At 41.1% G+C, this 18,625-nt stretch carries 21 protein-coding genes; 10 read left to right on the forward strand and 11 right to left on the reverse strand.

The features are described from left to right. Nucleotides 1-25: 25 nt before the first annotated feature. Entirely contained in the window at nt 26-778 is a 753-nt protein-coding gene (locus tag LQ216_RS17000; RefSeq protein ID WP_230130639.1) for a 3D domain-containing protein, read from the reverse strand. Between the two features lie 285 nt (nt 779-1,063). Here LQ216_RS17000 and LQ216_RS17005 point away from each other — a divergent pair, with 285 nt between their 5' ends. Genes LQ216_RS17005 through LQ216_RS17015 form a run of 3 tightly spaced genes read left to right on the forward strand, consistent with a single transcriptional unit; the run spans nt 1,064 to nt 2,155 of the window. Continuing rightward, a complete protein-coding gene (locus tag LQ216_RS17005; protein WP_230130640.1) occupies nt 1,064-1,303 on the forward strand; it encodes a spore coat associated protein CotJA in 240 nt (79 codons plus the stop codon). A gap of 1 nt (nt 1,304) precedes the next feature. After that, nucleotides 1,305-1,571: a spore coat protein CotJB gene (locus LQ216_RS17010; RefSeq protein ID WP_230130641.1), complete on the forward strand. Its 267-nt coding sequence runs from the start codon at nt 1,305-1,307 to the stop codon at nt 1,569-1,571. 14 nt (nt 1,572-1,585) lie between these two features. Beyond that, complete coding sequence (locus LQ216_RS17015; protein ID WP_117306075.1) at nt 1,586-2,155, forward strand: manganese catalase family protein; 570 nt, start codon at nt 1,586-1,588, stop codon at nt 2,153-2,155. A gap of 227 nt (nt 2,156-2,382) precedes the next feature. Here LQ216_RS17015 and LQ216_RS17020 read toward each other — a convergent pair whose 3' ends face one another. After that, nucleotides 2,383-3,249, reverse strand: a complete 867-nt coding sequence (locus tag LQ216_RS17020; RefSeq protein WP_230130642.1) for a S1-like domain-containing RNA-binding protein — start codon at nt 3,247-3,249, stop codon at nt 2,383-2,385. A gap of 124 nt (nt 3,250-3,373) precedes the next feature. Then, nucleotides 3,374-4,447, reverse strand: a complete 1,074-nt coding sequence (locus LQ216_RS17025; protein ID WP_230130643.1) for a nitronate monooxygenase — start codon at nt 4,445-4,447, stop codon at nt 3,374-3,376. 143 nt (nt 4,448-4,590) lie between these two features. Between LQ216_RS17025 and LQ216_RS17030 the strand changes: the two genes are divergently transcribed. Further along, nucleotides 4,591-5,769: a DHHA1 domain-containing protein gene (locus LQ216_RS17030; RefSeq protein WP_230130644.1), complete on the forward strand. Its 1,179-nt coding sequence runs from the start codon at nt 4,591-4,593 to the stop codon at nt 5,767-5,769. A 52-nt stretch (nt 5,770-5,821) separates the two neighbouring features. Here LQ216_RS17030 and LQ216_RS17035 read toward each other — a convergent pair whose 3' ends face one another. Continuing rightward, complete coding sequence (locus tag LQ216_RS17035; RefSeq protein WP_230130645.1) at nt 5,822-6,244, reverse strand: hypothetical protein; 423 nt, start codon at nt 6,242-6,244, stop codon at nt 5,822-5,824. 230 nt (nt 6,245-6,474) lie between these two features. Beyond that, a complete protein-coding gene (locus LQ216_RS17040; RefSeq protein ID WP_230130646.1) occupies nt 6,475-6,669 on the reverse strand; it encodes a hypothetical protein in 195 nt (64 codons plus the stop codon). Nucleotides 6,670-6,868: 199 nt separating this feature from the next. On the opposite strand from LQ216_RS17040, the gene LQ216_RS17045 reads away from it, so the two are divergent. Beyond that, on the forward strand, nt 6,869-7,390 hold the full coding sequence (locus tag LQ216_RS17045) for a GNAT family N-acetyltransferase (protein ID WP_230130647.1): 522 nt from the start codon (nt 6,869-6,871) through the stop codon (nt 7,388-7,390). Nucleotides 7,391-7,810: 420 nt separating this feature from the next. Here the strand turns inward: LQ216_RS17045 and LQ216_RS17050 are convergent, their stop codons facing one another. Beyond that, nucleotides 7,811-8,338 (reverse strand): hypothetical protein, encoded by a 528-nt coding sequence (locus LQ216_RS17050; protein ID WP_230130648.1) that lies wholly within the window; start codon nt 8,336-8,338, stop codon nt 7,811-7,813. A gap of 163 nt (nt 8,339-8,501) precedes the next feature. Between LQ216_RS17050 and LQ216_RS17055 the strand changes: the two genes are divergently transcribed. The 3 genes from LQ216_RS17055 to LQ216_RS17065 all read left to right on the forward strand — a co-directional run bounded on the left by LQ216_RS17055 (nt 8,502) and on the right by LQ216_RS17065 (nt 11,756). Beyond that, nucleotides 8,502-10,121, forward strand: coding sequence for an ATP-binding cassette domain-containing protein (locus tag LQ216_RS17055; RefSeq protein WP_230130649.1), 1,620 nt, complete (start codon nt 8,502-8,504; stop codon nt 10,119-10,121). Between the two features lie 146 nt (nt 10,122-10,267). Further along, nucleotides 10,268-11,362 carry an AI-2E family transporter gene (locus LQ216_RS17060; protein ID WP_230130650.1) on the forward strand — a complete coding sequence of 365 codons (1,095 nt, stop codon included), beginning with the start codon at nt 10,268-10,270 and terminating at the stop codon, nt 11,360-11,362. 139 nt (nt 11,363-11,501) lie between these two features. Then, entirely contained in the window at nt 11,502-11,756 is a 255-nt protein-coding gene (locus LQ216_RS17065) for a hypothetical protein (RefSeq protein WP_230130651.1), read from the forward strand. Between the two features lie 62 nt (nt 11,757-11,818). On the opposite strand, the gene LQ216_RS17070 is transcribed toward LQ216_RS17065, so the two are convergent. From LQ216_RS17070 to LQ216_RS17085, 4 genes are all read right to left on the reverse strand, one after another. Then, nucleotides 11,819-12,040 (reverse strand): spore coat protein, encoded by a 222-nt coding sequence (locus tag LQ216_RS17070; RefSeq protein WP_117306174.1) that lies wholly within the window; start codon nt 12,038-12,040, stop codon nt 11,819-11,821. Between the two features lie 768 nt (nt 12,041-12,808). Beyond that, nucleotides 12,809-13,744 carry a DMT family transporter gene (locus LQ216_RS17075; RefSeq protein WP_230130652.1) on the reverse strand — a complete coding sequence of 312 codons (936 nt, stop codon included), beginning with the start codon at nt 13,742-13,744 and terminating at the stop codon, nt 12,809-12,811. A gap of 109 nt (nt 13,745-13,853) precedes the next feature. Continuing rightward, nucleotides 13,854-14,639 (reverse strand): glucose-1-dehydrogenase, encoded by a 786-nt coding sequence (locus LQ216_RS17080; RefSeq protein ID WP_230130653.1) that lies wholly within the window; start codon nt 14,637-14,639, stop codon nt 13,854-13,856. A 13-nt stretch (nt 14,640-14,652) separates the two neighbouring features. Continuing rightward, nucleotides 14,653-15,507 carry a GRP family sugar transporter gene (locus LQ216_RS17085; protein ID WP_230130654.1) on the reverse strand — a complete coding sequence of 285 codons (855 nt, stop codon included), beginning with the start codon at nt 15,505-15,507 and terminating at the stop codon, nt 14,653-14,655. Nucleotides 15,508-15,746: 239 nt separating this feature from the next. On the opposite strand from LQ216_RS17085, the gene LQ216_RS17090 reads away from it, so the two are divergent. After that, a complete protein-coding gene (locus LQ216_RS17090; protein ID WP_230130655.1) occupies nt 15,747-16,313 on the forward strand; it encodes a biotin transporter BioY in 567 nt (188 codons plus the stop codon). Nucleotides 16,314-16,394: 81 nt separating this feature from the next. Here the strand turns inward: LQ216_RS17090 and LQ216_RS17095 are convergent, their stop codons facing one another. Next, nucleotides 16,395-17,396 (reverse strand): phosphotransferase, encoded by a 1,002-nt coding sequence (locus tag LQ216_RS17095; RefSeq protein ID WP_230130656.1) that lies wholly within the window; start codon nt 17,394-17,396, stop codon nt 16,395-16,397. A 562-nt stretch (nt 17,397-17,958) separates the two neighbouring features. Here LQ216_RS17095 and LQ216_RS17100 point away from each other — a divergent pair. Further along, nucleotides 17,959-18,360, forward strand: a complete 402-nt coding sequence (locus tag LQ216_RS17100) for a hypothetical protein (protein ID WP_230130657.1) — start codon at nt 17,959-17,961, stop codon at nt 18,358-18,360. Nucleotides 18,361-18,625 lie beyond the last annotated feature (265 nt).

Here is an 18,625-nt window from a genome sequence, read left to right on the forward strand (position 1 = left end):
AAGCAGTGTCAGTCCCTTCATTTACTTATTTTAGAATTTTCACTGTTACTTGTTTTACGCCCCAATTGATAGCATCGCTTTGATTTGGAACGAAGACATCGATTTTGTTTCCTTTAATCGCTCCGCCTGTATCTGCGGCAGTGGCATAGCCATAACCCTCTACATATACTTTGGAGCCTAACGGGATTACATTTGGATCAACAGAAATGACTTTCGCATTCGGATTAGCTTTCAAGTCAACTCCGGTTGCGGTTACACCGCTACAGCCTTCACAACTCGCCGTATAAGCGGTTGCCCTCACTGATATTTCCCTAGCCCCTTCAGGCGCGGATTCATTGCTGCTAGCAGCCGGTTTAGGCTCAGATGCTTTTTTAACAGCCTTAGTCGCGGTTGGGACCGCCTGAGTTGCTGCAGCTTCCCCATTACCTTCTGCTATGGCAAGCTGTTTGCCCGCATGAATGAGGTCTGAATTTAATTTATTCACTTCTTTAATGTCTTCTACTGTCACACCGTATTGTTGTGCGATTTTCCATAGGGTATCGCCCGATTTTACAGTATGATATTTTTGTTGGGAAACCTTAAGTACAGCACCTGAATGAATCGTATCTGTAGTTAGGTTATTCAAGGACTTCAGTTCTTCAACTGAAGTTTCATATTTTTGAGATAGTCCCCACAATGTGTCTCCATCTTTTACTTTCACATCCTGAGCGGATGCATTTGCTCCAAGACTTCCTGAAATTACAGCCACTGCTGCGAAAGCCAAGATTGATTTCTTCATAGTCGTTACCTCCTTGTTGCTTTTTTTAAAAGCTAACGAGAATTATCATAGCATAGTTATTTTTCAAACAAAGGACAAGGAGGTGAAAGTCTGATGACAAAGATAACAGGAGGATAACGTTATATTACGAAAGGTTAGAATATAACAGTTTTGTAATATTCGAAGTAGATGAAATAGAAGATTTAGATTTTAATATATGGGCTAAACGACCATATCGTCATATATTACAATTTATTGCATACCTATTAAGTGGTATTGATTTTTCTAAAAAAGGAGGAAACCACCTTGAACAGCAAGCACCCCGATGATTTTACACCCATTAAAGCATATAAGCCTTTTCGTAGTCCATTCGATCCCTGTCCGCCGATCGGGAAAAAGTATTATCGAACACCCATCAACATTTATATGGAGTTTCAACCGCCTAATATGGAACAATTCCCTCCTCACGAAGCATTAATGAAAGGAACGCTATGGAAAGCGTTATACGACTATTACGATAATCCATATAGAGAAAGGAAGACTTAATTTGGCTAAACATATTGATGATGAATATTATCAAAGCTTAAGACAGATTCAGGCCGCCGATTTCGTTCTAGTCGAATTGACACTTTACCTAGACACGCATCCCGATGATCAGAACGCCCTGCAGCAATTCAATCAATATTCCGATTACTCAAAACAATTAAAACAAGTGTTTGAAGCAAAATACGGTCCTTTGATGCAATTTGGAGTAAGCAATGATCCAGGCCCCCGCTGGGATTGGGGCCGCGGCCCATGGCCATGGCAGGTTTAAGGAGGGGATAGCAGATGTGGGTTTACGAGAAGAAATTACAATATCCGGTGAAGGTGAGCCAGTGCAATCCTACCCTGGCGAAGTTTTTGCTTGAACAATACGGTGGGGCGGATGGGGAACTATCTGCTGCACTCCGATACTTAAATCAACGGTATTCCATTCCTGATAAAGTGGTTGGTTTGTTAAATGATATTGGAACCGAGGAATTTGCTCATCTCGAAATGATTGCGACGATGGTAGTGAAGCTAACGAAAGACGCGACACCTCAACAGCTTCGGGATGCCGGCATTGCTGACCATTATGTAAATCACGATAGTGCAGTGTACTACCATAATGCGTCCGGTGTACCATGGACGGCTTCATACATTCAGGCAAAGGGAGATCCAATCGCTGATTTATACGAAGATATCGCTGCAGAAGAGAAAGCGCGTGCCACATATCAATGGCTGATTGATATTTCCGATGATCCGGATATCAACGATTCCCTGCGATTTTTAAGGGAGCGTGAAATTGTCCACTCCTTGAGATTCCGTGAAGCGGTAGAAATTTTAAAAGAAGACCAAGGAAAGAAAAAATACTTTTAATCTTTTAATAAAGAAAACTTGCTTTAAAATTTGGGTCATCGCTCGTATTTTCAGAGAACCGCTCGTAAATCTCAATTATCGCTCGTATTTTCAGAGAGCCGCTCGTAAATCTCAATTATCGCTCGTATTTTCAGAGGACCGCTCGTAAATCTCAGTAATCGCTCCTAATTTTAAAAATTAAAAACAGCGGGATCGGACTCTCCTCCCGCTGCTTTTTGATATTCAAATCATTTTCGGTCTGAAGAATATGTCCAGCCTTCTTCCTGATACACTTTCCCTTCCTTCATGAGTTTACCAAGTGCTCTCTTGAACGCGCCTTTACTTAATCCAAAATGGAATTGGATATCATCCGGCGCTGTTTTATCACTATAAGGCATCGCACCGCCCCTATTTAATAAATAGTTATAGATGACTTGAGAATCGTCCGCCATTCTCTCCTGTCTAAACGGCATCAAGGAGATGTTCAGGCTTCCATCCTCCTTGATATCGATTACCCTTCCTTCAACGAATTCTCCAAGCCTCGGTTCCTTTTTACGCTCACTTTCATGGATAAAACAGCGATATCCTTCTGATGTAATCATAAATGAGCCAATTTTTAACAGACGATATACATGCCCTTGAACAGCACTATTTCTCATTCCTTTTTCCGGTGCCTCTACAGCGATATCCTGTATAATATCTTCGGTGGCAAGCCTCCCGAACAGACGGTCATACTTGTCTGTTTTCAATGAAACATACAATTTGTCACCGACTGCGGGCCAAAGATGTCCTAAGGCTGGCAGGTCATCAACAGAAACAAGAATATCCTTAGAAACGCCGATATTCACAAAAACGCCCAGATCTCTTTTCACGTTGACCACTTCAGCCCATCCATAAGATCCCACATGAATTTCAGGGATTTTAGTTGTCGCCGTGATCCTTCCCTGTTTATCGTGATATAAGAAAACATGAACGAGGTCGCCTATTTCTATTTCTTCTTCTATTTCATTATTGTGAAGCAAAACATCTTCACTACCGTCAGTCAGAAAATAACCAAAATCAGACTGTCTTTCGACTTCTAATTCAACTACGGTACCAGGTTCTATTTTTGCCATAAATACATGTATCCTCCCGCCTGATGCAAAACTGTCTGTATGTAGTTTACCCACCAATAAATATTTCCAACACATAAGAATCTATCATTTTTTGCCGGATAGCGCAAAAACGGAATGCAAGTCGTTAATTCGAACCAAGCAATCTTTCCGCTTCCATGACTATGGAACGGATCAATCGGTCGGCACCTGAATCAGATCTTAGCAGTCTTGTCGCCTGGCCAGCCCAAAGTGACATGAATTCTGGATTATTCCGTCTAGCGGCTTCTTTCCGTATATCATTCGTTAATGAATTTTGTGTCGGGAAGACTGCCGGCAAAACGCCGCTTCCCTCAAAATATTCGACAAATTTGTTCTTGATTCCTCTAGCCGGCCGACCTGAGAATGCTTTCGTAATCATCGTGCTTTCTTCAGTACTCGATAAAAGAGCCTCCTTATAAACTGGATGCGCTCCCGATTCGAGTGCCGTTAGAAACGCCGTCCCCATTTGAACACCTTCTGCACCGAGAGCAAGGGCTGCTACAAGGCCGCGTCCGTCCATGATCCCGCCTGCCGCGACAACCGGAACAGTAACCGTATCAACTACCTGCGGCACAAGAGAAAAGGTGCCAATGTTTGCTCCATTGGGATAAGCGTCAATGTCGAATGTACTCCGGTGACCGCCTGCATCACTCCCTTGTGCGATAATGATATCAGCACCGCTTTTTTCAGCAAGCTTCGCTTCATTTACTGTCGTTACCATCGTCGTTATTTTGATTTTGTGACGTTTGGCGACAGCCACTTTCTCAGGAGATAAAACCCCGAATGCTGTGCTGATTACCGGGACCCTTTCTTCTATCAAGACTTGAAACTGCTGTTCAAAGAGATCATTCGTTTTCAGATCTTGGTTACTTCTTGCAAACCCTAATTCTTTTCGCAATCCATCAAGAACCTGCTGAGATTCACGAACTCCTTCCATTGAACCTTTCATATCTGTGCAAAACAAATTGACCGCAAAAGGTTTGTCTGTCCTCTCCTTTATCTCCCTTATTTCCTGCCTGATTTCATCTGGTAACATATAAGCGGCCCCTAGGGATCCTAATCCCCCTACTTCAGAAACATTTACAACCAGGTCCGCTGTCGTCGGTCCCCCTGCCATTCCAGCCTGGATGATCGGGTACTCGATTTCTAGTATGTCGCAGAGCTTCGTTTTTAATTTCATAATATCCTCCAGTATGTAAAACATGATAACTTAGGCATTCTACAAAAAAATTAAAATTCCTTTTTAACTAATTTCTTTGTTTCTATTGGGAACCCCTTTGTCGTGTTATACTATCGATAAAATGAATGAAAGAGGACCGGACCATGGGGAAAAAGTTATTTTACGAGGATGCTTACCTCCAGAAATGGGTAACATCTGTTAATCAGGTAATCGAAAAAGATGATTTCTTTCTAATCGCTCTTGCGGAAACAGCGTTTTATCCTGAAGGAGGCGGTCAGCCATCAGATTCAGGAACCATTGATGGTATCAAGGTTTTGGATGTTTTGTTAGAGGACGATACGATCTTTCATAAACTCTTAAAGCTTCCAGGCACAGGTGAGATGACATGCGAAATAGATTGGCACCACCGATTCGATCATATGCAGCAGCATAGCGGCCAGCATTTATTGTCTGCTGTTTGCCGTGAACTTGCTGGTGCAGAAACGATGAGTTTTCACCTTGGAAGTGATGTCGTCTCAATAGATATTGACACGACAGACTTAACACAACAACAATCTAATGATATTGAAGCCCGAGCGAACCAGCTGATTTTTGAAAACCGAAGCATTGATAGCTATTTTGTGACAAAAGAAGAGCTAAATGAACTGCCGGTTGTAAAGCCGCCCAAGGTGACAGAGAATATCCGGATTGTCGAAATGGAAGGTATTGAATATAACCCCTGCGGCGGAACCCATGTCAAAGGCACTGGATCCATTGGAACGATTAAAATTTTAAAACTTGAAAAACAAAAGGGATTCACCAGAATTTATTTTAAATGTGGCATTAGGGCTCTTGCCCATTATAATGAATCGCTCGAAATTCTTAACTCCCTTTCCTCCCGTTTTAATACTGGACACAAGGACGTTATCAGCCGCATCGACAAATTAGAGCAGGATTACAGGCAAGCAGAAGGAGAACGCGAAAGGCTTTTTGAAGAAAATGCTTCTTACTTGATCCGTGATCTATTGCAGGAAAACAGTGGTGGCCTCGTTGCCCGCTTGTTCGAAGATAAATCGCTAAAGGAACTGCAGTATCTTGCAGCACTCCTAACAAAAGAACACGACCTTCTGGCTTTATTTGGTACGAGGAAGGATAACAAGCTGATTCTTTCACATAATGGCAGTCTGCCTATTCATTGTGGACAGTTCCTGAAAGAACATTTAGCTTCTTTTAACGGCAAGGGCGGGGGAAATGATAAAAGTGCCCAGGCCGGATTTTCCAGCAGTGAAGATTTAGTTGACTTTTTAGCGTTTACGAAGCAACAATTCTTAAAGGAAAACTGATTAATGAACAAAAAACCAGCCCCTTACATTAATAAAGGGCTGGTTTTTTAAATTATTCTCCAATTGTCACTTTCGAGACACCAAAGCGTTCAAACTGCTCATGATAGTAGTCTTCCAGTTCCATTAACCGTTCCATATATTGCTCTTCATTATAATTTTGAGTTAAATTCTCCGTTTCAATGTCTTTTCTGGCCATATAATAGACGAATTTATCCAAAAACACCATGTCCTCGTACGAATCGAGAATTTGAAAAATATCATTTTGCAGCACTGGTGACGGTTCTAACAAATTTTGCTCTTCATTATGAAAAATGTCGCTAAACGCAAACTCTTCAGCACCTGCCAATATCGTTTGCTCCACTTCCCGATAATCTTCATTAGGAGAATCTGGATTTTCGGAATCCACGACCCACATGCCATATTCAATGAGCTTGACCAAAAGTTCATATTGCTGTTTTGAAATGTCAATTTTCATAGGAATCTCCTTTTTGTACACAAAGTATTCTTCCTATTTACATTACCTCATTTTCCTAAGAGCTGGCAAAATAATTCGGGCAGGATTTCACTCATCGCGCTTGAAACTTAATCCATTTATATGCTGTTTAGCTATCTTTCTGTATTGCTTGCTTTCAAAGATGATGGAGAAATCGTAATCCAGAAAGTATAGCTTAAAGAAAAACGGCTATACTAGCCGCCCCCCAGTCACTATTCATCCAAATCCGTTACGGAAAAAAATACTGCCTTCTCTGTATCCACGACATAATGAGAGTTTTCCTTAAACAAATTATAAAAGCGGTGCTTTTGGATATTGCTAATCATTTGGGTCGTATCTTCATCTCCTTCCACTTCATGTGAAATTTCTACTCCCCCGGGAAAATAAAATGCTACCTTTAATTTCATCTACTGTCTACATCCTTTCGTCTTCACCAATTATTTAACTAACGGCTTCTCTATTTTTTTAACCTTTACCAAGCAAGCGTAAACATCGAATACGAAATTAAGTGCTGGTAATTGTTACTTGGCACCCTAAATAATTGGTAAAAGTACAAAACCGTTTAAATAAGGTAAGATATAGTCAAAAGTAAAGGAGGCAAAGATCGTGAACATTCGAAAAGCATCAGTAAGTGATGCAGAAGGTATTGCTAACGTCCATGTAAACAGCTGGAAAACTACATATAAGAACATCATCTCTGATGACTATTTAAATAGCTTAGAAATCGATAAAAGACTCGTTTTCTGGAAAAAAATCATCGAGGAAGGTAAAAGCATCGTTTTTGTTGCAGAAAATGATAAAGGTGAAATTGTCGGATTCTCAAGCGGCGGCGAGGAACAAACCAATGATCCCAAATACATGGCTGAAGTGTATGCGATCTATATTCTGGAAGGGTATCAAAAAAAGGGGCTTGGAAAAAAACTAATAAAGCCTGTTATCGAAGAGTTAATCAACAGCAGGTTTCCAAACCTGGTCATATGGGCGTTGGAAGAAAATACGGGCCGCAAATTTTATGAATCCCTGGGAGGCAAAATTGTCGATAAGAAATCAATTTTGATTTCTGGCTCTGCTTTAACTGAGGTAGCCTATGGTTGGGGTGATATCCATGATGCGCTTTTATATTTATAAATTTCGCTGACGGTGCAAGGGATTTTACAGAGGTTCTGGCAGGGTCACTGTCAGAACCTTGTACTTTTATTTAAATCCTTATTGTTCTATTTCCATTCACCATCAAGACAAAAATTGCCGAGTTGCTAAATATATTCTGGCGAGTTTTTCATTGAAATATTTGTTGACATGCAGAAATAGTGAATCCGGCTACAAAATCGGAAAATTTGCTTCAAAAGATTTCGAACTGGCTATAAAAACTGAAAAACCCGATACAAAAACAGTGATCCTTGCCACAAAATCGAAAAAAGCTGCGACTAAAACCACGCTCTTCGCTACAAAACTGAAAAATTCCCGATATATTCTAACGAGGTTTTTACTGAAATACTTATTATCTAAATAAAAGAGCGCTGAAATTACATCAGCGCTCCCGGAAAATATTTAAGATTGAATGTTACAGTGGTTTATTTTCCAGCCTTCAGGATTATGTACCACCTCGACGGCCACTGTTGCCGTTTTTGTATCGTCCTCCGAAGAAAAAAACTCGTAAACAAGCTTGCCTTTTTCCTTATTAAGTTCATAATCAATCAATCGTATGTAACTTATATCGATATTGCCAATCCTATTTCCGTAATCAATCGCTGATCCATTCATAAATTGGATCCCGCTGTCTTCGATTTCGACCTCTTTTGTTACACGCCGTTTTAATTCATCGACATTTCCACTTTTCAGGGCCAGGAAAAAGCGCGTAACATCTTCATCGATCAAAGAAACGGTCGCCTGCGTTTTTTTCAATCCTTCTATTCGATTCTCTAGCTCCAAGATTCTGTCTTCAAGTTCCAGGTTCTCATCCATGAGCGCAACCTCTTGTTCCTTTTCCAGATATCCTTCAGTATGTATCAAATCACAGGAAGCCAGAAGAAATACAACAAGTAGCACCAAAAACAGCGTTTTGCATTTCATTCCCAAAATATGCCCTCCCCGCGATTTTATCTTTATGTATATAACGAATGGACATTGGGAAAAGTTTCAATTTTTTAGATTTGATTGTCTCTAACACTTGTTTTCAGTTTCCAGTCTCCCCTTTTCCGTGTTATAATTTAAAGATATTGTCTAGGAGGAATGCTCGTAAATGATTACTGTTACTAATGTCGGCTTGCGCTATGGAGACCGCAAGCTGTTTGAAGATGTAAATATAAAATTCACCCCCGGTAACTGCTACGGATTGATTGGCGCAAACGGAGCCGGAAAATCTACGTTTCTGAAAATCCTTTCTGGTGAAATCGAAGCTCAGACTGGCGACGTGCATATGGGGCCGGGAGAGCGTCTTGCAATCTTGAAACAAAACCACTTCGAATATGAAGAACTTGAAGTCATGACCGTTGTTATTATGGGCCATGAAAGATTGTATAAGGTTATGGAAGAAAAAGACGCTATCTATATGAAAGCCGATTTTACCGATGAAGACGGAATGAAAGCTGCCGAGCTTGAAGGCGAATTTGCCGAACTGAACGGATGGGAAGCTGAATCGGAAGCCGCGATTCTTTTAAAAGGACTCGGTATACAAGAGGACCTTCATAATAAGAAAATGTCTGAACTGACAGGCGGCGACAAGGTAAAGGTCTTGCTTGCACAAGCACTATTCGGCAAGCCGGACGTCCTGCTTCTGGACGAACCTACGAACCATCTTGACATTAAAGCGATCCAGTGGCTTGAGGAATTTTTAATCAACTTTGAAAATACGGTTATTGTCGTATCCCATGACCGTCACTTTTTGAATAAGGTCTGTACGCATATTGCCGACCTTGATTTTGGCAAGATCAAAGTTTATGTGGGCAATTATGACTTCTGGTATGAATCCAGTCAATTGGCCGCTCGATTAGCTCAGGATGTCAACAAAAAGAAGGAAGAAAAAATCAAGGACCTGCAAAATTTCATCGCCCGCTTCAGTGCGAATGCGTCGAAATCGAAGCAGGCCACTTCCCGTAAGAAGCTGCTTGATAAAATTACACTGGATGATATCCAGCCTTCTTCCCGACGTTACCCTTTCGTATCTTTTACACCGGAGCGTGAAATCGGCAATGATTTGCTGCGCGTCGAGGGTATATCGAAAACGATCGACGGTGTAAAAGTGCTTGATAACGTCAGCTTTATCATGAATAAAGGCGACAAAATCGCATTGGTTGGACGGGATGAAATCGCGAAGACCACATTATTTAAAATATTGGCCGGAGAAATGGAGCCTGACGAGGGTTCTTTTAAATGGGGAGTTACAACCTCACAAGCCTATTTTCCAAAAGATAACGCCGAATTTTTTGAAGGCCAGGATTTAACGTTGGTTGACTGGCTGCGCCAATTTTCTCCCAATGACCAAAGTGAAAGCTTCCTTCGTGGGTTCCTGGGAAGAATGCTTTTCTCGGGTGAAGAAGTGCTAAAGAAAGCCGGTGTTTTATCCGGAGGCGAAAAGGTCCGCTGCATGCTATCCAAGATGATGCTTAGTGGTTCTAACGTATTGATGCTTGATGAGCCTACGAACCACCTTGACCTGGAATCCATTACGGCATTGAATGATGGCCTGGTAAGCTTTAAAGGTGCAATGATTTTCACAACTCATGACCATCAATTCATCGAGACAATCGCCAACCGCATCATTGAAATTACACCGAACGGCCTGGTTGATAAGCAAGTGAATTATGATGAATATCTGGAAAACGCCGAGCTGCAAAAGCAAGTGGCAGCTATGTACAATTAAATCGCTTCTCTTAAAACAGGTGTAATCATACGATTATCACCTGTTTTTTTATTAGCTCGCCCTCACTCATACCATTGCTTTTTATCTTCAATGTTGTATGATGAAAACAGCTTTGTAACTTGTTAATTCGTATTGGAGTTGATGAAATGCCGCAATCTAAATTGTTTCGGATTGGTTATGGAATTGTATTAATATTGCTAATCGTATTATTGGCATCGAAGGTTAATTTTATTTTCACACCGATAGCCGTTATGGTGACTACCTTATTTACACCAATCGTCCTCTCAGGTGTACTATATTATCTACTTCGGCCGCTCGTGAACTTTTCAGCAAGATATATCCCGCGAGCGCTTTCCATTCTGATTATTTATTTAATCGGGATCGGATTGATCGTTTCACTAGTATTTGTAATCGGACCTCCCCTTCAGAAACAGTTCAGCAGCTTGATTGCAAATACACCGGAATATGCTGTTGAAGTTAGGGACACTGTCATGGAACTGAACGACAATGAATATGTTAACCGATTTCAGGAAAGCGATAATTTTTCCATCGAAGAACTGACAGGAAAAGTGACTGAATATATTAACGAAGTTGTTTCAACTATTGGTACCAATGTAGTCAGCTTTATTTCCGCGATTACAGGTATACTCGTTCTTATCGTCCTAATCCCCTTCGTCCTATTTTATATGCTTAAGGATGGTGACAAGCTGCCTGATCAAATCCTTAAGCTTGTGCCGGAGCAGCATAAAGATGAAGGCAGGAAAGTTCTGAAGGATATGGATGAAGCGCTTAGTTCTTATATTCAGGGGCAAATACTCGTCAGCGTCTTTGTCGGGATCTTCATTTATATTGGATATTTAATCATCGATCTGGATTACCCTCTCATTCTTGCGCTTGTTTCGATGCTGACCAATGTCATTCCTTTTGTAGGACCGTTTATCGGCCTGGTGCCGGCAGTGATTGTTGGCTTTATCCACTCACCTTTGATGGCGCTTTGGGTAGTTTTAGTCGTTTTGATCGTGCAGCAGATTGAAAGCAATCTGATTTCGCCTCAGGTAATGGGACGGAAATTGGACGTGCATCCATTAACCATCATCCTGCTCTTGATGGTGGCTGGAAGCCTTGCAGGAGTTGTCGGCCTGTTACTCGCCGTACCGACCTACGCAGTGTCCAAGGCAATCGTCCTTAACACGTATCGGTTTATCAAGCTAAGAAAATATGATGACACCTTTTCCGCATGACCAAACCCCGCCAAGGCTTTCCTTGGCGGGGTTTTCATCTATTTTTATAAAAAAACGTGCATTAGATTCTTAATCTAGTTGTTTAGAAAACCCGCTCACTGAAATAATAATAAATAGACCTTTTGAAAGGAGAATATGTTTGGATTCTAAAGCTGTTGAAAATGTCTTTGAGGCGAACGGATATGATTTTCTTTATAAAAAATTCACATACCAATTTTATGTATCAGGTTTATTCGATCAAATCGAGGATAGCAGGATCATCGATTGTTTTTTAGAAAACTATCACTTTGAAGAAAACGATCATACCCTTTTTGATGATTTTGTTTTCCATTTTAGAATCTTTCATAATCTTCATGTTAAAAATTCTCTAGTAAGAAAAGATATCTATCATTAACTTCTGTTAGTAATTGAAATATTGAACCGGGCAGGAACACTGCCCGGACTGAAGTAACTTATTTACCAGTAATATGGATAGCCGCCATAATAAGGATAACCTCCATAAGGATAACCACCATACCCGTAGCCGCCAGGTCCTCCTATCAGAACCCCGGCTGCAAGTCCTCCCAAGAAACCGCCTATTAATGGTGCCCCAAAACCATAAGGTCTACGTCCGAATGGTCTACGCCCATAACCATAAGGCCTGCGCCCAAATCCATAACCATATTGACGGGTCATCATATCATTCGGGTTAACAGGATAACCTTGAAATTCGTTATTCACAGTATTCCTCCTCAAGTTGCCTATATTATGCTTCCCTATACTGATATGTTCAATAGGTAGATGATGCATAGGCAAGCGTCATGAGAGAGTGAAATTTTTTTAAGAATCTTTCACATCGGATTAGCGCTCGTAAATTCGAATCGCCGCTCGTAAATTCAGATCACCGCTCGTTAATTCGGATCATCGCTCGTTAATTCGAATCATCGCTCGTAAATTCGGATTAGCGCTCGTAAATTCAGATCATCGCCCGCAAATTCGGATCATCGCTCGTTAATTCGAATCATCGCTCGTTAATTCGGATCCATCGCTCGTTAATTCGGATCATCGCTCGTTAATTCGAATCATCGCTCGCAAATGCAGATTATCGCTCGCAAATTCGGATCCATCGCTCGTTAATTCGGATCATCGCTCGCAAATGCAGATTATCGCTCGTAAATTCGGATCACCGCTCGTTAATTCGGATCATCGCTCGTTAATTCGAATCATCGCTCGCAAATTCAAATTAGCGCTCGTAAATTTAGATTATCGCTCGCAAATTCGGATCATCGCTCGTAAATTCGGATCATCGCTCGTAAATTCGGATCATCGCTCGCAAATTCGGATCATCGCTCGCAAATTCGGATCATCGCTCGTAAATTTAGATTAGCGCTCGTAAATTCGGATTAGCGCTCACAAATTCATACCCTCAATATTACCCATCTTTTTTGCATATATTACGCCTCTGAATTATAGGTTCATCTCTTCAACCTGAACGCTTTCGCTAGCAGCAGACTTCTTTGGTTTTAGCGTCAATAATACTACCATGAAGATAATGCATAGCGCACCAATCCCCTGATAAAGACCAAAGGGAATGCCGAGCAAAAGCACAGAAGATATTACAGCCGACAGCGGTTCGGAACATGACAGCAAACTGCTTTCCTTCGCTGTAATAAAACGCATACTGTCAATGAATAAATAAAATGGGATTAACGTACCGAAAATGATGACAAATAGAATTAAGCTATAGGTTGTTAAATCCAAGGAAGCCACGTTAAATGAAAGCGGCGGATACACCGGACTTAAAGCGAGGCCGCCAATCATCATTCCCCAGCCTACGACAATGATCGAGTTATATTCCTTTACTAATTTTCCAGAATAAAGCGTATAAAAAGCCAGCGCAAATGCTGATAATATTCCCCAGATAAAACCCGCCTTCGGTACAGCCAGTGTCTGCGGTGTGCCATCCGTCAACAGAAGAAATGTCCCGGCAAGCGTCAACGTAACCGCTATAATTTCAAACATATTCGGTACAGTGCGCAGTTTTACCAAAAAATATCCCAGAATAATCACTGGGGCGGCGTATTGCAGTAAGGTAGCGACTGCCGCATTGCCAGCATCTATAGAGGCAAAATAGGTGTACTGCACTCCCAGCATTCCAAATAAACCAAATAGCAAAAAGTGTGAAGCCGAATATTTATTTTTCCACACTTCCCATACAGCCTGCTTGTTGCGCCCTAATAAAGCCAACATGAGAAACAAAAATCCCGAACCGAGCAGCCTGACCGTAACAAGCCAGCCCATCGTTACACTGCTGTTTTGGAATAAGTGTTGCGCAACAGTTCCCGAAATCCCCCATAAAGAAGCAGCAACAACGACCATTAAATAACCTTTATACTTTTTCATAGCCCACACCTTCGTTATCTGAAAATTCTTTCCAATAACTAGTATTATACATGCATCGAGGCTAAAATGGGCCATAAAAAAACAAGGGAGTAAATCTCCCTTGTCCTGATCAGCCTTTTCCCGCCTGAAATCCTGGATATTTGGTCATGCCACCATCCGCATATAGCGTCAACCCCGTCACATAACTTGATTCAGATGAGCCTAACCAAGCCGCACAGGCCGCAATCTCTTCCGGCTTGCCGATATAGCCCATTGGAATCAAGGCTTCTACCTCTTTCTTCGCCACCGGATCATTAAACTTTTCCGCGTTGATTGGGGTGTCAATCGCTCCGGGTGAAATGTTATTGACGCGGATTCCATGGGGTGCATATTCAAGTGCAAGTGTTTCCGTCAACATCTTCACCCCGCCTTTACTAGCCGCGTAATGTGCAAAATGTGGCCATGGGATCCTGTCATGGACCGAGGACATATTAATGACATTCCCTTTAATTTTTTTGTCAAGCATATAAGCGATCGCTTCCCTGCTGCCCAAGAAGATTCCCGTTAAATTGACATTTATCACCTTGTTCCAATCGTCAAGGGACAATTTTTCGCTCGGTACTTCATTTTCGATGCCGGCATTGTTGATCATGATATCAAGGGTTCCAAATGTATCAACGGTAAAGGAAATCAGCTTTTTCACTTCATCTTCCTTTGTGACATCCGTTTTTATGGCAACTGCATCCCCTCCACCAGCCTTGATATGATCAATAATCTCTTGGAAATTATGTTTGTCGGAATGGTAGGTTAATACTACCTTTGCTTTTTCCTGGCCAAACCTTTCAGCCATCGCTTTCCCTAATCCCGATGATCCACCGGTTACGATAACTACCTTGTTCTCTAAATCCTGATACATAACTGATCACTCCTTATCTTTTTGTCATACCGAGTAAAACGCCGCCCGCAATTACAAGCGCACATCCAATGATTACAAAAATTAGTTCTCTTTTTGATTTCTTTTCTCCTAAAAGGAATATCCCGCCAAGCGTTGAAATGACGATGCCCATTTGCGAAAATGAAAACCCTACGGCCACGCCTACCTTTGGGTTTGCCAGAAGCAAACCAATATTTCCGATCGCCCACATCAGACCCGTTAAAATATTTCGGAACGCGTACTTTGTAAACGGTTTGTGACGAGCAGAAAGAATGAGCGCTCCGATGAGCATTCCGATTGACTGCGGTAAAATCGCGGCCCAGCCCTCAATCTCAAACCATCTAACAATTACCACATAGCCGATAAAACCAAGTGAAGACACAACGAGTACAAGCAACCCCTTTTTGAAGTTCTCATCTTTATCGTCTTCTCCTTTTTTCCCCACTGCGGTAAAAATTACACCACCGATAATACAAATCAATGCGATTACTCCAAGAACGATGGTGGTAGTGTTTGTCCATTCCTTGAAGACGATAACGCCGAACAGTGTTGTACCGAGCAATTGCATTCCGGTTGAGATGGGCACCGTTTTCGAAACACCCATATATTTGACACTGTTCAATTGATAAAGCTGCCCGACCGCCCAGGAAATCCCTGAGATGGCCCCTACTACCCATACGACTGCACTCATATCAGGTTTGTTGATAAAAAACATGACAATAGCAAAGATCATCGAACCAAAAGTAATGCCTAATGTCTGACTATAGGCATTGCCGCCAAGCTTGACGCTGACTAATACAATGCTTCCCCACATAACCGCAGGGAGCAACGCAAATAAAATCCCTTCCATTGCTTATCCTTCTTTCCTGCACAATCATATAATTTGCCTTCTATGTTTACTCCATGTGCTAACAAGCTATCTTATTTATTCCCTTATGTAATATGTAGAAACATGAAAAATTATTCAGAAAATTAGAGGAATTCCTCGAAATTTACTGATATTTTTCGATTGACAAAACGAAAAAGCCATCTTAAAATCATTATATGTCAACTTTAAATAAATAAAGGTTTACATTGAGGGGGAAGAAGATGCAACAAAATCGAGAAAAATTAAGAATGATGATCATTACTGCTCTATTTGCAGCGATTATCGGGATACTGGCACAAGTAAACATTCCGCTTCCGCTTGTCCCAATTACCGGGCAAACACTGGCAATCGGCTTGGCGGCTACCATCTTAGGTTCCCGCTACGGAACGTTAGCCGTTATTTTATACTTAATTATCGGCGCAGCCGGAATTCCGGTATTCGCTGAAATGTCAGCCGGCATCTCTAAAATTTTTGGACCGACCGGCGGGTATTTAGTCGGTTTCATTCCGACCGCTTTCTTAACCGGACTTATTCTGGAAAAGACAAAATTCACCGTGACCAACGCCATTTTAGCGAACATCGTCGGAATGGTGATCACTTTGACTTTCGGTACCATTTGGTTAAAAATCGTTGCTTCTTTATCATGGACAGCCGCTATCGCGGGTGGGGCAGCTCCATTCCTCATCGTTGGCGTCATTAAAGCGGTGATTGCCGGCTGGGTGGGAATCCTCGTGCGGAATCGCCTTGAGGCATCGAGAATGCTTCCACAAGGAAAGCTTTCCGTATAAATTGGAACTAAAAGAAGCCCGTCTCTGCATTAATATAAGCAGAAACGGGCTTCTTTAGTAATTAAGTCTTATTCTTGTTTATTAAGCAAGCAATGAATCTAAATCAATGATCGTTTCCCGGCGCTCCACCCGCCCTTTCACCGCTTCAAAAAAATTCTTCTCATGCTCGGTCATTCGGGAGAAGTCGAATTTCTTGTACAAAACGGAAAGCAGCACAATATCACGCAGCCTTAAAAACAATGGAATCGCTTCAATTGTCCCTTCTGCAAGCTTGTTTTCTTTTCGATAGCCTTCTAGAAACCTAGTAAAGAAACGCTTAGCAAATTCGTCTCGCCCCTCTTGCATATGTAAATCCCTCTGAAAAACAATATAGTACAATGGAATCGCAATATCGCTGGCGAACCAATGATAGGCACAGTCATCAAAATCAAAAAGATTCAATTCTCCTTCGTGAACAAGAAAGTTACCGGAGTGCAAATCTGAATGAATAAGCCCGTAGTTGTCAGTTGTTTTCGGAAGATTTGAAATAGCTGAGACCACTTGATCCCGATAGGCCATAACTTTCGCATCGATATCCGGCTTGATTTTCTCTATTTCAAACAATTCTTCTTCATCCCAGTGAGGGCGCGAGATTCCCGCGGGATGCTGATACGTCTTTGTAATCTTGTTCATTTTCCCCATCGCTGCGCCCCATTTACTCGCAAGCTCTTGATCTCTTTCTAGATCTCTCCAGCCGACTTGGCTTCCGGGAAGTTTTTCGTAGCAGCTCATATAAAATTCTGTTCCGTCCTCTGCTTGTACTCGTTCAATATATCGCCCGTTTATGGAAGTAAAATGCTCATATACGCATGAGCCGTTCCGTTTTAAATAAGCAACCCAATCGCTTTCTGCCTGCAGAAGTTCATAGCTCCGGTGCGAAGAGTGGGTGTAGCGGACGATGACTTCAATTCCATCTCTATGGCCGCTGTAAACATAATTCTCGAAGTCACCAATTTTTTTCAGGCTTTCCGTTTTCACCTGAAAGATTGCGGCACCCCTTTGTAATATCTCATCGCTGAAAACCATTTCAACCGTTCTTTCCATATATTCTCCCCCACCGTATTTTAATTTTTGGAATATATACCCATATACCATTTTATCATGTTATTTTCAGAAACATCATAAAAAAATCCTTATCTCGGCGTTTTATTGAAGAATAAGATAATTGCTTTTCACATTGAAATTAAGGACACAGAACTCTAAATGGCTCTGTTAAAGAAAGCTGTTATCTTATAAAACTACCATGAAAATAAACATCTCTAACTCCGAAAAAAGACAATAACTAAGAAACCCATCTCATTCGTTAAAAAAAATGGGGAAAGCCACAATTCATTGATCTATGGATTGGATTGACTGGATTAGAAACAGTATCGACAGTTCAGTATATTTTCATTCTCTGTGGTGCAGCGATGATTTTGCCGCTTCATGGATGGCTAACGAGGAGTTCAAGAACTCAAATATAAGATATAATTTTAGTTGTGGTAAAATATGTATAGTAGTATCTTCTTGTGACAGATGCTCGGAGAGGTAATTTTGTCTTATTAGGTACAATATCTATTTGTAATAAATAGCGACTTTATTTGATCAAATCTCTTGAGGTGATTGTATGTTAGAAGAACTTAGAAAAATTAATATGAAAACGGCTGTATTTATGGCGATGTGTTTTTACTCTTTGACATTCTTAATCCAAGTTCTTATTATTAGCGGCATTATTCCATTAACATGGGTTAATGGTGGACGGTCTGAATCCTTCGCAACTCAGCTACCAATATCTATTATCAATATCATTATTTCTATTATCGGAGGAGTTATTACGCTAATTGTTGGCGGAAATATATTATATAAATACAAAAGAGGTATAACCGTTATAAGTTGGTTTTTTGTTGTACTTTGGTCTTTTGGGTTTATACTACAATTGTTAGGAACACCTTTTGAAAAAATGGTTATTTCGTTAATATTGCTTCTTGGTGTCATCTCGAACTTGCGTATGGCGATTGAAAAAAGATAGCGGTAAAACAATAATTTTTAAAACATGAAACAAAGGAAATCATTTGTGAAAAAATGTTAGACTTTCAACACTATTCTTTAACAGAGCCTTTTGATAAAGAGAAAAAAATTAAGTTTTGTTGTTAAACTACAGGGTGCTTTCGTATTATAGGGTTAACCAGTTTTTACTGGTTGACCTTTTTTTAATAGGACCTATTATTTCAGTAGCCAGGGTAGAACGTACGGGTGCGTGGGAGTGAGATCTCGTCAACTAAACTGTTCACCCC

Origin of the sequence: Bacillus sp. CECT 9360 (genome assembly GCF_918741275.1) — a bacterium.
Lineage (GTDB): Bacteria > Bacillota > Bacilli > Bacillales > DSM-1321 > Peribacillus.